Annotated in this window: 13 protein-coding genes; 3 read left to right on the top strand and 10 right to left on the bottom strand. The window is 30.8% G+C overall.

Annotated features, from left to right (window positions below; genetic code table 11):
* Positions 1-7: 7 nt before the first annotated feature.
* The 9 genes from IU405_RS14325 to IU405_RS14285 all read right to left on the bottom strand — a co-directional run bounded on the left by IU405_RS14325 (position 8) and on the right by IU405_RS14285 (position 8,587).
* Positions 8-520, bottom strand: coding sequence for an SRPBCC family protein (locus IU405_RS14325; RefSeq protein ID WP_197439297.1), 513 nt, complete (start codon positions 518-520; stop codon positions 8-10).
* Between the two features lie 3 nt (positions 521-523).
* Positions 524-1,348 (bottom strand): DUF4349 domain-containing protein, encoded by an 825-nt coding sequence (locus IU405_RS14320; RefSeq protein ID WP_197439296.1) that lies wholly within the window; start codon positions 1,346-1,348, stop codon positions 524-526.
* Positions 1,349-1,357: 9 nt separating this feature from the next.
* Complete coding sequence (gene menA, locus IU405_RS14315) at positions 1,358-2,263, bottom strand: 1,4-dihydroxy-2-naphthoate octaprenyltransferase (RefSeq protein ID WP_197439295.1); 906 nt, start codon at positions 2,261-2,263, stop codon at positions 1,358-1,360.
* The gene (locus tag IU405_RS14310; RefSeq protein ID WP_231749765.1) at positions 2,254-3,792 is read right to left on the bottom strand and encodes a PH domain-containing protein; all 1,539 of its coding nucleotides are present in this window, start codon (positions 3,790-3,792) and stop codon (positions 2,254-2,256) included. Before IU405_RS14310 ends, menA begins: the two co-directional genes overlap by 10 nt.
* Positions 3,746-4,255 carry a PH domain-containing protein gene (locus tag IU405_RS14305; protein ID WP_197439294.1) on the bottom strand — a complete coding sequence of 170 codons (510 nt, stop codon included), beginning with the start codon at positions 4,253-4,255 and terminating at the stop codon, positions 3,746-3,748. Before IU405_RS14305 ends, IU405_RS14310 begins: the two co-directional genes overlap by 47 nt.
* A 36-nt stretch (positions 4,256-4,291) precedes the next feature.
* The gene (locus IU405_RS14300) at positions 4,292-5,071 is read right to left on the bottom strand and encodes a (Fe-S)-binding protein (RefSeq protein WP_197439293.1); all 780 of its coding nucleotides are present in this window, start codon (positions 5,069-5,071) and stop codon (positions 4,292-4,294) included.
* 79 nt (positions 5,072-5,150) lie between these two features.
* A complete protein-coding gene (locus IU405_RS14295) occupies positions 5,151-6,467 on the bottom strand; it encodes a (Fe-S)-binding protein (protein ID WP_197439292.1) in 1,317 nt (438 codons plus the stop codon).
* Positions 6,468-6,490: 23 nt separating this feature from the next.
* Complete coding sequence (locus IU405_RS14290; RefSeq protein WP_197439291.1) at positions 6,491-7,453, bottom strand: MlaD family protein; 963 nt, start codon at positions 7,451-7,453, stop codon at positions 6,491-6,493.
* A 54-nt stretch (positions 7,454-7,507) separates the two neighbouring features.
* Positions 7,508-8,587: an N-acetylmuramoyl-L-alanine amidase gene (locus IU405_RS14285; protein ID WP_231749763.1), complete on the bottom strand. Its 1,080-nt coding sequence runs from the start codon at positions 8,585-8,587 to the stop codon at positions 7,508-7,510.
* A gap of 210 nt (positions 8,588-8,797) precedes the next feature.
* Between IU405_RS14285 and IU405_RS14280 the strand changes: the two genes are divergently transcribed.
* Positions 8,798-11,392 carry a putative LPS assembly protein LptD gene (locus tag IU405_RS14280; RefSeq protein WP_317193377.1) on the top strand — a complete coding sequence of 865 codons (2,595 nt, stop codon included), beginning with the start codon at positions 8,798-8,800 and terminating at the stop codon, positions 11,390-11,392.
* A 154-nt stretch (positions 11,393-11,546) separates the two neighbouring features.
* On the top strand, positions 11,547-11,927 hold the full coding sequence (locus tag IU405_RS14275) for a Rid family detoxifying hydrolase (protein ID WP_197439288.1): 381 nt from the start codon (positions 11,547-11,549) through the stop codon (positions 11,925-11,927).
* A gap of 146 nt (positions 11,928-12,073) precedes the next feature.
* On the opposite strand, the gene IU405_RS14270 is transcribed toward IU405_RS14275, so the two are convergent.
* Positions 12,074-12,832, bottom strand: coding sequence for a DUF481 domain-containing protein (locus IU405_RS14270; RefSeq protein ID WP_197439287.1), 759 nt, complete (start codon positions 12,830-12,832; stop codon positions 12,074-12,076).
* A gap of 201 nt (positions 12,833-13,033) precedes the next feature.
* Between IU405_RS14270 and IU405_RS14265 the strand changes: the two genes are divergently transcribed.
* The gene (locus IU405_RS14265) at positions 13,034-14,506 is read left to right on the top strand and encodes a S41 family peptidase (RefSeq protein WP_197439286.1); all 1,473 of its coding nucleotides are present in this window, start codon (positions 13,034-13,036) and stop codon (positions 14,504-14,506) included.
* Positions 14,507-14,579: the final 73 nt, after the last annotated feature.

Below are 14,579 nucleotides of genomic sequence, written 5' to 3'. Positions count from 1 at the left end.
TGAAAAATTATTGCTCTATAAAAGCTTTAAAATTGGTTAAATATGATAAATCTTGATTTTTAAATGTGCCTTTAAAATACGGAAACAAACATGCCATTAAATAAGAATCACTTGTACAAGTAGCTTGTAAGCTAATGTTAGTCAATCCATTAGATTCAGTAAAAATGTAATCATTGGTTTTTAACATATTTTCGGCATTGTGAAAAAGTGTTAGTTTTTCATTAGGAATATACGCCATAATTTTCTCAGAAATCATCATTTTTTGATCTTGATTTTCAATCATTAATTGATACTCACTTCCTGTTTTTCCGATATTTTCATTGACAACTTCAACAGATTTTAGTTCAGGAATCCATTTTTGTTTATTTTCAATGGCATTGAACGCATCAAAAACTTGAGCAATTGGCTTGTTAATTTGGACTTGAACAGTGTAAGTCGTTTGTTTTATAAATGCACCTGTTGCAAAAAAAACAAGTACTAATATGGAAATAATACCTAAAATAATTTTTACTCTTTTCATTCTTTACACTTTTTTATGACGCCATTTTTTGATTAAAAAATAAACGATTGGGATGATGATCACAAATGGCCAAATGGATAAAATAAATAGGAAAAAAGATTTCAAATTTTCAAATCCATTTTTAAAACTCTCCCCTATTTTTCCTGAAAAACCTGTTTCATTAGTCACTTTTTTATAAAAAGAAACGGACAATGTTGAAAAGGAAACTTGGTTGGAAAGGTAATTCAATCTTCCTTCAGTAGCTTCAATTTCTTCACGCAATTTTCCCAATTCACGTTCAACATTCAAAATATCTTCAACAGATTTGGCTTGATGCAAAATTTCTAAATACCGTTTTTCGAGTTCTTTTTTATTTTTTAAGCGAGATTCAATATCTAAAAACTCTTCTGTTACATCTGAAACTCGAATTTCTTTTGAATCAAATTTGGAAATTTGACTCGCAATTCCTGATAAAATGGAATCAAAATATTGTGCTGGAATTCTGATATTCAAATAATAATTTATTCTATTATCATATTCGTTTTTGGAGTCTGAAGAGATATATCCTTTGTATTTTTTGACTAAATTTTCAACAGAATACTTTGTTTTTTCCAAATCGTTCGTTTCAAAAAGGACGTTTCCATTTTTGATTAATTTCCTTGAAACTAGTTCTTTAGCATCAATATTCTGCGAAGTTTCAGCTTCTGAAAAACTTTTTTGAACTCCAGGTGAGCTCTTCAAATCCAACTTGTTCTCTGAGATTGCAGAGAGCTCAAGTGAATTTGAATCTGAATTTTTACAATTGACTAACAGTAATAAGGCAAATACAACTATTCCTAATTTTTTCATACTAAAATGTTATAAAGTGTTTACAAATCCAAAAATAACTGCGAATAAAAAAGTGCTTAATGCTACCTTTTTTAGCTCAGCATCCAACTCAGAAAGTTGGTTATTTTTGGCTACTGTAATCATATTTTTCGTCAAAGGAACAAAGGCTATTAGAAACAAAAACTGCATCCAAGATGAAAAATTTAAAATTACAAAAAACGTACTCGCAAACAATGCGCCAAAAATTAAAAAGTAATGGTATTTTTTTGCTTTTGAAATCCCTAATTTCACCACAAGTGTATTTTTTTGATTGATTTTGTCTTGTTCAAAATCACGAAGATTGTTCAAATTCAAAACAGCTGTGCTTAAAAATCCAATGGCAAAAGCAGGTAAAAAGATACTGAAATTCAATTGTTTGGTATATAAAAAATAACAACCAACAACACTTACCAATCCAAAAAAAAGAAATACAAAAACATCTCCAAAACCACTGTAACCATAAGCTGATTTGCCAACAGTATATTTAATTGCCGCAACAATTGAGCTAATTCCTAATAAAAAAAAGAAGATTGAATAGCCAAAATTTTCTTTTCCAAAAGATACAAAAATCAGGAATAAAGCAATAATTAAGGTAAAAATTGCTGTAATCATCATCGCGTTTTTCATTTGTTTTGGCGAAATTGCACCAGATGCCACCATTCGTGCTTCTCCTGTCCTATTTTTGTCAGTGCCTTTTATGCCATCACCATAATCGTTCGCAAAATTGGACAAAACTTGAAAACCAATCGTTGTGATGATTGCCAACCAAAAAATAGAAGATGCTAAAATAGAAGAATTTGATTGCTGATTCCCCAAAAAACTACCTACAATGATCCCTGAAATTGATAATGGAAGCGTTCTAAGACGCGCAGCTTTGATGACACTTTTTACATCCATGATTGTTGGCTAGTTTCAATTTTATACAACGCAAAATTATACATTTTTAATGCTTCTGTTGAATTGATGCAGGGAATTTTAATTTTTCCTGAAGCCGTTTGAAAAACCAAATCAGCCACATTTTTTCTTGCCTGAAAAAAAGTTTGTTGCATGCTAACGCATTGCACTTTATAAAATGGGAGAATTGTTTGATGTGTTTCTATGGTTCCAAAATTGATTTGCAATAAATCCTCAGAAAACAGATAGGTTCTTTTTTTAAATTTTGTTTCAATTAACAAAGCAAAAACAGGAAATAAAACAACATTTATCCAAAAAATAAGGTGATTTTGAAAACCAAAATAAAAACCTAGATTGATCAATGATAATACAAAAATTCCTTGAAGATACAAACGAGATTTATAATAAGAATCTACCTGATTTTTATCAAAATCGTTTAAATTTTCGTTCGGAAAAAGAAGGTTTTTAATGGCTGAAATTTGTGCTATTTTACAACCCACAATTTTGATAATTTCTTGTTTTTTCTCTTTAGAAATTCCACTTTCGGCTTGGCTAAAAGTGATGAATGAAATGCCTAAAATTTTCTTTAATGGATTCGTGGAAATCGTAATGTGCTGCACTTTATTTTTTTTGAGAACGATTGATTTTTTGGTGGTCAATCCTTGATCAATTTCTAATGTGTCATTTTTGATAAAAACCGTCAAATTAAAATGCTGTAACAGAATTCTGACAAACGAACTTATCAAGCCAACTAAAACCAATAAAAGAGAAAAAAATAACATTATAAAAATGCTAGTTTGAAAAGCAGATGAATTTTCAGAGATAAAATTATCTACCAATTCATCATTTCCTGAACCTTTAAAAAATTGTTCTAATTGCTGGAAAAATCCAATTAAAATTGCAATTAAAATGAGTAAACTTTTCAGATGATTTTCAGTGATACTCACTTTCAAAAGCGCTAAAAAATCAATTTCCAATAGCGGTTTTTCTTTGATTTCAACTTCTGATTTAGTATTTGCTTTATCAAAAATTGTGATGCTATTTTTCAGTGCAGTTGCTTGTTCAAAAGTCATTGCTTTGATAGAAATTTCGGCATCTGCAGAACCTGCAGTTTCAATATTTACTTCATACACATTGATGATTTGTTGAACAATATTTTGCTTAAAATTGATATTTTGAATTCTGTCAAAAGGAATTTCGATGTTCGTTTTTTTGATGATTCCTTTTTTTAAAATGAAATGATTGTTTTCTATTTTGAATTGAAAATTTTTAAAAATTAGAAAAGCTCTCACTAGGAAAAATACTAAAACAACTGCAATTCCAAGATACATATACGTTAAGGAAATTGCGGAAAGTTTTGAGAATTTTTGAATGAAAAGAATGAGTAAAATCCACGTGGCTTTCAGCAAACTAAAAATTTGGTTGCTATAAATTACTAAAATTCCTTTTTTAGATTGAGTGCTGAATTGAGAAAAAAGAGTTGCATTATCCATCAATTTGAGTGCTGATAAATTCTTTGATTTTTGATGCATCAGTCATTTTAATTCCTCGTATTTTTAAATCATCACTACTATTTCCAGCAGTAAAAACAATCAAAACAGCCAAATTAAAAAATCGTGAAAATGGTCCTTGATTGATTTCAATATGTTGAATTCTATGAAAAGGAACTGTAGTTGTTTTCATAAAAAACAGACCACTTTTGTACGAAATATCTTTACTTCTTACCAAATATTTTCTTTTGGAAAAACCAATTTTTAAAATCAGAAATTGAATTGTAAAGGCAATAATCAATGCAATATATATCCAAAATGAAAAAGCACTGATATTGATTATATTCGTAAAATCAACCAAAAAAACAACTGAAATTGAAGCAAAAAAAAGTATAAAGAAATTGATATAAATGACGTTTAAATACTTTTTTTCAATCGATAAAAACTCGTTTTCTGGAAGTTCAGGGAATGAAATTACAGCTATATTTTCAAAAGAATTGACCATTAATTGTAAATGATAAAAAGATTTAAATAAAAACGATTATAAATGATTTGCTTCTGCAATTAATTCTGCAATGTCTTTCACCACAATTTCACCCTCTTTTTCTTTAAATTTCACACCATCAGCCATCATTGTTTTGCAATAAGGACAACCAGTTGCAATGATTTGAGGATTGGTTTCTAAGGCATCTTCTGTTCGCAAAATATTCACTTCTTTGTCACCTTTTTCAGCATCTTTAAACATTTGAGCACCTCCTGCTCCACAGCACAAAGCTGTTGATTTGTGACGTTTCATTTCGGTTAAATTGACACCTAGTCTTCTAATTAAATCGCGTGGAGATTCATATTCTTCATTGGCTCTACCCAAATAACAAGGATCATGAAAAGTGAGTCTTTTTCCTTGTAAAGTTGTTTCATCTATTTTTAAACGATTTTCTTTTATCAATTTTTGGATGAATTGTGTATGATGAAAAACTTCATATTTTCCACCCAAACTTGGATATTCGTTTTTCAATGTATTGAACGAATGTGGATCGCAAGTTACAATCGTTTTCACCTCATATCCATTCAAAATTTCAATATTCATCAAAGCTTGCATTTGAAATAAAAATTCATTTCCAGCTCTTTTTGCAGCATCTCCAGTAGAAGATTCTTCTGTGCCTAACACAGCAAAATCAACATTTGCTTGTTGTAAAATTTTGACAAAAGCCCTCGTAATTTTCTTAGCTTTATCATCATAACTTCCAGCAGCGCCAACCCAAAACAACACTTCTGGTTGCTTTCCTTGCGCCATCATTTCTGCCATTGTTGTTACTGTCATTTGTTTATTTTTTAGTTGTTATTTTTTAGTTTTTAGTTAGTATTTAAGTTAAAACTAAAAATTCATCATTAAAAATTATTTATTCTTCATTCACCCAATTCAATCTATCTTGTTGATTGTACTGCCAAGGAGCGCCATTATTTTCGATATTGCTCATCATCATATTTAATGATTGAGGAGCAGCACTTTGCTCCATCACTAAATATCTTCTCATATCCATAATGATGGATAAAGGGTCAATATTTACAGGACATTCTTCCACACAAGCATTGCAACTTGTGCAAGCCCACAATTCCTCAGGAGTGATGTAATCGTTTAATAATTGCTTTCCATCGTCTTTAAAAATGCCGCCATTTGCGTCTATATTTTTTCCAACTTCTTCCAAACGATCTCTAGTATCCATCATAATTTTTCTAGGCGACAATTTTTTTCCTGTCAAATTTGCAGGACACGAAGAAGTACATCTTCCACATTCTGTACAAGTATACGCATTCAATAATTGCACCCAAGTTAAATCGGTTACATCTGAAGCTCCAAATTTTTCAGGAACTTGATTTTCAGTGCTTTCTGCGGGAGTTGCATACGGATCAACAGCAGGATCCATCATTAATTTTACTTCTCTAGTAACTGATTCTAGATTCGTAAATTGTCCTTTTGGATGTAAGTTTGCAAAATAAGTGTTTGGAAAAGCTAATAAAATGTGCAAATGTTTTGAATAATATAAATAATTAAGGAAAACTAAAATCCCTAAAATATGCAACCACCAAGCAGTTCTTTCAATGATATGAAGTGATTCTAAAGAAAAGCTTTCAAAAATTGGAGCAATAAACTGACTCATTACATTGCCAACTCCAGCTTCTTGAAATGCAATATCTGTGGCATTCATGGTTAAAAATAATGTCATCAAAACTACTTCAAAATACAGAATGATATTTCCATCATTTTTGGGCCAACCTTTCATTTCTGCGCTTAAAAAGCGTTTGATTTTAACCACATTTCTTCTTGTCCAAAAAACAAAAACGGCTAACAAAACTAATACCGCCAAAACTTCAAAAGTTCCAATTAAAAATCCATAAAAATTGGCTCCTAAAACACCTTGAAAAAGTCTGTGTGTTCCAAATAATCCATCAATAATAATTTCTAATACTTCAATATTGATGATGACAAAACCAATATAAACTACCAAATGCAACAATCCAGAAATAGGTCTTCTCACCATTTTTGATTGTCCAAAAGCAATTTTAAGCATGTTTTTGAGACGCTCAGATTTGTTATCTGTCCTGTTGATATCTTTTCCTAAACGAATATTTCTGAACAATTTGCGAACATTCATCGCAAAAAAACCGAAACCAATTGCTAATGCAAGTGCAAATAAAATATTTGGTAAATAGTGCATTTGACTGTTTTTATGTATTATAGTTATTGTTTAACTTCCTCCTCTTTAACTTCTGGTTTATAAGGAGTTGCTTTTTTTCCAAAAAGCGAAAAATGAACAAATCGTTTTGGATTTAATTTCATATCCCTCAATAATTCTTCCAATTCTTGAGACATTTCAGTTAGATTTGTATACAATGCATCATCATTCAATAATTTCCCAGCAGTTCCTTTTCCGTTGTTAATTCCATCTAACAATGTATTGACTGATGTCAAAGTGTATTCTGCTTTTCTCATGATTTCACCTAAATTCGAATTCGCTAATGTATCTGAAACTTTAGATAAATTCTGCGTAATTTGATTCGTGTTTTTCAATGTTTCTTTTAAGTTTGAAGAATTTGAATCCACAATTGAATTTACAGAAGCAATTGTTGCTCTTAAATCAATAATGGCAAGTTCAATCTCCTCAAAGGAATTTTGAATGCTGGTTGTTGTTTTTTTATCCAACAAATTATTGAATTTTTTGAAAGAATTATCAGCACTTTCTAAAACACGTTCCAATTTTATTTGAATAGGGTCTAATCTTGCACCAATTGACGAAAAAAGTCCTTCTTCCACTTCTCCCTTTAAATAATCACCATCTTCGGCTTCTACACCTTCATAACTTGGGATTAAAACTAAATTTGAGCCTGATAATGGATTAGGAGAATAGATTTTTACAATGCTATTTTTGGTAAATTTAAATCCATTTTCCAATGAAAATTTCACTAACATTTGCCCTTTTTTCTCTGGATTTGGATTGAAATCAATATTATCAACGCCACCAACTTTTAATCCATTTACAAAAACTGAACTTGCCTCAGTTAAGCCTCCTACATTATTATATTCGACAAGAAATTGTCTTTTGGTTGGTTGAAAAATATTTTGGCCATTCAAAAAATTGAATCCCCAAATAAAAATTATGATGATTAGAATTGCAATAATTCCGGTTTTTAATTCTTTTGACATATGTGAAAATTTATAACAATATTACTAATAATTTTTGGTTGAAGAGACCTGAAATCAATTCAATTTCAGTGCTTCTGCAACTGAAATTTTCTCTTCCCCTTTAAATGCAACCATAAATGCAGTTGAAAATCCTGCTTTTTGAGCAGTTTTTAAACTTTCTTGTGCTTCTTTGTAATTGGATGTTGTTCCATAATAATACTTAAAAAAATCACCTGTTTGCACTATTTCAACGTCTTTTAAGCCACTAAAATTGGATGGTTTTAATTCAATTTTATTTTTTCCTGATGCAATTTGAATTTTAAATACTACTTCGTTGTTCGTTTTTTCTGAAATTATTTTTGGAGTTTTTACCTCATTTACGGTATTCATTCTCAAATGATCAATATAATCTTTAATGGCATCAGCAATCGCTTTTGCCATTTGAGATTGGCCTTTTTCTGAATTCAAATAAGCACCTTCAGCTCTATTTGTTAAAAAACCCAATTCTATCAAAATACTTGGCATAATGGTTTCTCTCAATACTTGAAAATTATCTTGTTTTACTTTTCGGTCTAAACGATTCAATTTTTGAGTAAAATTTTGCTGTACTAAAGTTGCAATTTCCAAGCTTTTATCTAAATTTTCTTCTTGTAAAAGTGACAATCCAATCACAGATTCTGCAGAATTTGGATCAAAACCTTGATAGCGTTCTTGGTAATTATCTTCTAATAAGACCACCGCATTTTCTCTTTTTGCGATTTCGAAATTCTTTTTATTTCCTCGTAAACCCAACACAAAAGTTCCTGCTCCGTAAGCATTTGACGTGTGAGAATCACAATGAAAAGAAACAAATAAGGTTGCTTTAGAATCGTTTGCAATGGCACCTCTTTTCCATAAATCGATAAAAACATCTTCCTGTCTTGTATAAATTACTTTTATATTATCGAATTTTGATAGTTGTCGTCCAACTTCTAATGCTGTTTTCAATGCAATATCTTTCTCCTGAAAACCGTTTCCTAAATTTCCAGGGTCTTTTCCTCCATGACCAGCATCTAAAACAATAGTGTAGGTTTTTTGAGATAGTAATGGAGTTGAAAAAAAGGAGAAAAAAACCGTTAAAAGTGTTAAAAAAAACAAGTTTTGTGGTTTCAGCATAAATTTGTGGTTTTGCAAAAAGTTCATCAATAAAATTTAACTAATTTTGGCGTCATAAATTTGGTGTTCCAAATATTGAACCGTTTTTAATTTAATACAAAAATAGTATTTAAAGCATTGCAATCAAACCTATCATACATACTTTTATTTTGTGTCTTCTTTTTTACAAAGATTGGCTTTGCACAAGATATAAAATCGAGAACTAAAACAGTGATTCCAGTAGTAAAAAAGGATTCATTGAAACCCTCTAAAGAAGTTCCTAAAATCACTATTAAGAAAGATTCTCTTATCTTAAAAAAAACTGATACAATCGCAAAAGATTCTCTAAAACCAAAGGAAACTATTGAGGATATTATCACACATACTGCCAAAGATTACACCATTCAAGATGCAAAAAAAAGAACAGTAACTTTATACAATGAAGCTAACATTTTATACACAGATATTGATTTAAAAGCAGGAATCATCATTGTTGATTATAAAGAAAATAGTCTTTTTGCAAAAGGAATTATTGATAGTACAGGCTATGTTCAAAAACCAATTTTTAAACAAGGAAGTCAGGAATCTGTGCAAGATTCTATCATTTACAATTTTAAAAGCAAACGTGCCATTATCTATGGGCTAAAAACTCAGCAAGGTGAAATGTATACGTACGGAATGAAAACAAAAAGAGAAAATGACTCTACCGTTTTTATCAGAAAAATACGTTTCACAACTTCGGATAAAGAAATTCCTGATTATTATATTGCCACCAACAAAGCCAAATTAGTTCCTGGAAAAAAAATTATTGTGGGCGCAAGTAACTTGGTTTTGGCTGATGTACCTACACCTGTTTTTTTACCTTTTGCTTATTTTCCAATGACTGAAACAAGCATGTCTGGTTTTTTAGTTCCTGCTTTTGATACCGGAAGTAGCGCAAGAGGAATTGGTTTTCAAAATGGTGGATACTATTTTGCCATCAGTGATTTTATGGATTTAACGGTTTTGGGTGATGCCTATTCTAATGGAAGTTGGGGAACTAGAATTTCATCAAACTACAACAGACGTTACAAATACAATGGAATTTTTAGTTTGAATTTTGAGAATATTATCAATGGAATTCGTGGTTTTGATGATTTTGCAAAATCAAATAATTTTAACATCAGATGGACTCATAATCAAGATTCAAAAGCAAGTCCAAATTCACGATTTTCAGCTTCTGTAAATTTGGGAAGTAGTCGTTTTTTTAGAGAATCTTTGAACCAATTCAATGTTGCTCAAACTCAAAATAACACGTTTAATTCCTCTATCAATTACAGCAAAACTTTTGTTGGAACCCCATTTAATATGGCTGTGACTGCGTCACATCAACAAAATACAAACACGGAAAGTATTACTATGACGTTGCCAAACTTAACCTTAAATATGGACAGGATTTATCCATTTGCAGGAAAAAATGGTGTAAAGAAAAATCCAATTCAAAAAATGGGTTTCAATTACAATATGCAAGGACAATATTTGATCAATACTACTGATGCTGATTTTTTTACAAGCAAAATGTTTGAAACTGCGAGAGCAGGAATTCAACATAGAACTTCTACAAATACGAATATCAAAGCATTCAAATATTTTACGCTTTCTCCAAGTGCCAATTATGAAGAAGTTTGGCAATTTGATTATATAGAAAAAGAGTACGACCCAACCAATAATGTGGTTGTAACTGATACTTTACGAGGTTTTAAAAGCTTTAGAGAATACAATTTGGGTGTGAGTTTATCAACCAATATTTATGGAACGTTTAACTTTAAAAAAGGACGATTAAAGGCGATAAGACATACTATTAGACCCACAATTTCATATTCTTACAGACCTGATTTTAGAGATAATTATTTAAAACAAGTACAACAAAGTTCAAATCCACTTGATTTTCAAGAATATACTGTATTTGATCAAGGAATTTATGGAGGACCTTCAGGAGGTTTGAGCAATTCTATTGGAATTTCATTGAACAATGTTTTAGAAGCAAAAGTCGCCCCAAAAGACCCTGATAGTGATGATGAAGATGAAAAAATCATGTTGTTAAACAACTTGAATTTTAATACTTCCTACAATATTGCAGCTGATAGTTTGCGTTGGTCAAACGTATCATTTAGTGCAGGAACACGTTTGTTTAAAGACAAATTAGCGTTGAACATAAATGGCTCATTAGATCCTTATCAAGTAAATGATGAAGGTCAAAGAATCAATAAATTCAATCCAGGAATTTTCAGATTGACAAATGCGAATATGACTATGAATTATTCCATTTCAAGTACAGATTTAGACAAAAATAAAAAGAAAGATGAATCTGAAAACAAAAATGGAAATGGCGCAAACAATCCTGTTGATACCATGGGTGCAGAAATTGACCCAACAAATAGATTTGGAAGGCAAAATACAAACAACAATCAATCAAAAGAACCTACAAAAACAGAACTTTACAGAGCAAAAATTCCATGGACACTGAATTTAGTATATTCTGCAAATTATACAAATAATGGTATTCAGCCAGGAACAGTGGGTGTTCATACTGTTGGATTTAGTGGAAATATTGAATTGACACCCAAATGGAAAATTGGCTATTCCTCTGGATATGACATTAAAAACGGTGCTTTTTCTTTTTCAAGATTTAATTTTTCAAGAGACTTAGACAGTTGGCAATTCAATTTTAATTGGGTGCCTTTTGGTGCAAATTCTTCTTACACCTTTTTTATTGGGGTAAAATCGACCATGCTTGCAGACTTGAAATGGGATAAAAATAAACCACCAGATAGAAGACTTTTTTAATAGTTTTTAGTGTTTAGTTTTTAGTGTTTAGTGTTTAATTTTTAGTTTTTAGTTGAACTTTGAAACTTTGAAACTTTGAAACTTTGAAACTCTGAAACTTTGTAACTTTGAAACTTTGTAACTTTGAAACTTTGAATCTCTGAAACTAAAAAGAATGAAAAAAATTATCAAAACAGATAAAGCTCCTGTTCCAATTGGACCTTATAATCAGGCTATTTTAAGTGGAAATACGTTATACACTTCAGGACAAATTGCCATCAATCCAGCAACTGGTGAATTGGTTTTAGACGATATTACTACTGAAACGAAGCAAGTTATGGAAAACATGAAAGCTGTTTTAGAGGCTGCAGAAATGACTTTCGAAAATGTTGTAAAATCAACTATTTTTATTTCTGATATGCATAATTTTGGAGCTATAAACGCTGTGTATGCAACCTATTTTCAAGAAGAAACAGCTCCTGCAAGAGAAACTGTGGAAGTAGCAAATCTGCCAAAATTTGTGAATGTTGAAATCAGTATGATTGCGATCAAATAAGCAAAAATAGACTAAAAATAAAAACCTGTAAAACTAAAAACAGCATCAAAAACGGTATTGATGCTGTTTAAATTTATTTAATTTATCTAATAATTTTTATTGATTATTTAGGACTATTTAGATATTTAAAACTAAATTTATCTCCCCTAAAAACTCTTCAACGTAAAACCAAAAGACAAAAATTGGTCTTCTTGTTTTTGATTTTCAATCACCAAACTTTCGGAAGTATGTAAATAGCTGATTTTGAAATTTAAGAATTTCCAAATGGGCAATTCAGCACTAAGGTCTGCTTGCCAACGATAATTTTTATAATCCTGAAACGAAGGTTGAAAATAACTTTCATGGTTTAAAATCAATTTCTTTTTGAATAAATGGTATTTTCCATTCAGCCAAATCGTTCCACGCCAAGTATTTATGGTTGAATTTCCATTGTATTCAGGACGTGTAAAGTTGGTTTTATTGAAATTTGTTCGTTCATATTCCGTGGAAAGTGACATTTTTATCCAATTGGTTTTGTCATTGAAAATTTGAAAAGAAAGTCCACCACCAAATAAATAACGAATGTCTATTTCTCTTCGGTAATTGGTACTTACAAATCCTAACAACAAAGGATATATTTTTTTGTGGGTATTGAAGTATAAAAAGTTCAAACTCAGAATGTCTTCATCTGCTTTTACTTTTCCAAATTCTTGGTACACATACGAATTACTTGTTTTGAAAACCGTGTTTTTAAATGCTTCCACACTTCCTTCAGCCTTTGCTCTAAAGATAACAGTTTGTACATTTCCACCTTGCCAAAAACCCGTCAAAGACAATTGACCTTTTATCTTTAAAGTATCACTTTCGTTGAGTTGCGCAAAAAACAACATCGGAAAAAACAAGCTAACAAGGAGTATCTTTTTCATAATGACGGTTTTTAAAATCATATTTTTAGTACACATTTCAAAGATATTTATTTTTAGAAATCTGTCACAATTTGATTTGTAAAGTTTTTTTATGAAACCCGACTAAAATTCTAGAAAACAAAAAGCCATTTTTTGTTATCTTTGGTTGATATGAAAATGATGCATCCTCTATATAAATTTGAAATATAAAAGAATTATAACATGAAAAAACACATAGCTTCCCTTCTATTGTCAATTATTTTTATCACGATTTCCTGCGAAAAAAAAGAGATTGATTCCTTGGACGTTCCTACTTCCGATAAAATCAATAAGTTTATTTGGACTGGCATGAATACTTATTATTTATGGCAAAAAGACGTCCCAGTTTTGGCTGACAATCGTTTTGGAAATTATGAAGATTTTTACAGTTATTTCAGAGGATTCTCTTCTCCTGAAACGGCTTTTTATAGCCTTTTGAATCAACCTGGTGTTGTAGATCGTTTTTCGGTAATGGTGGATGATTATGTAGCATTGGAAAATTCATTTCAAGGAATTTCATTGAATAGCGGAATGGAATTTGGCTTGGTAAGATATGTCAATTCGTCTACACAAATTTTTGGATATGTGCGTTATGTGCTTCCAAATTCTGATGCTGCTAACAAAAATATTTCACGAGGAATGATTTTCAATACAGTGAATGGAACTCAACTCACAGATTCGAATTTTGGTAATTTATTGTTTGGTGAAAATAGCGTTTATACTATTGGTTTTGCCAATTATAACAACGGAAATCCAACTTCAAATGGCATTTCTATTTCGTTGACAAAAACGCAATTGCAAGAGAATCCAATTGCAGTTTCGAAAGTATTTACTGAGGGAACTAAAAAAATAGGCTATTTGATGTACAATCAGTTTTCTAGTTCTTTTGACGGAGAATTGAATACTGCTTTTGCCAATTTTAAAGCGGAAAATATCAACGAATTGATTGTTGATTTGCGCTATAATGGTGGTGGCTCTGTACAATCAGCTACATATTTAGGGAGCATGATTACAGGACAATTTAATGGACAATTGTACTCAAAAGAAGTTTGGAATAGCAAAGTATTGAGTGCACTTCCTGCAAGTCGTTTTGTAAACAATTTCACAAATCAAATCAGAAATGTGGATAGCAATGGAAATGTCATTTTGAATCAAAGCATCAATAGTTTGGGATTGACAAAAGTGTATTTCATTGTGTCAAGTAGCACAGCTTCAGCATCAGAATTGGTTATCAATTCATTGAGTGCCTATATTGATGTTCAATTGGTTGGCAATAAAACCGTGGGAAAACAAGTAGGTTCTATTACCTTGTATGATTCTGATAATTTGCTTAGAAATGGACCAAACTTAAACACCAATCACACCTATGCAATGCAACCCATTGTATTGGAAATCAGCAACAAAGACAATGAAAATCATCCTGAAGGTTTTACACCAGGAACCAGTTTGCCAGGTGTTTTATTGTCAGAAAACTTTGGGAATTTGGGTGTATTAGGAGAACGTTCTGATCCGTTATTAGACCGAACGTTAACGCTGATTACTACAGGTGCAAAAGGGATTTTCGATACTAAAACTTCACTTGTTCAAGAAGAAATTTTCAACTCGAAATTGGCTACTCCAACTCGTAATAATATGTATGTGGAAGTAAAGAATTGAGTTCAAAATTTAATAGTCAATATTCAAAGTTGAGATTCTAGAAACTGAAGAACAACAGAAACAACAGAAACCC

This window comes from Polaribacter sp. BAL334 (assembly GCF_015767435.1).
GTDB lineage: Bacteria > Bacteroidota > Bacteroidia > Flavobacteriales > Flavobacteriaceae > Polaribacter.
Note: the sequence above shows the minus strand (reverse complement) of the source record. Positions and strands in the feature narration are given on the sequence as shown.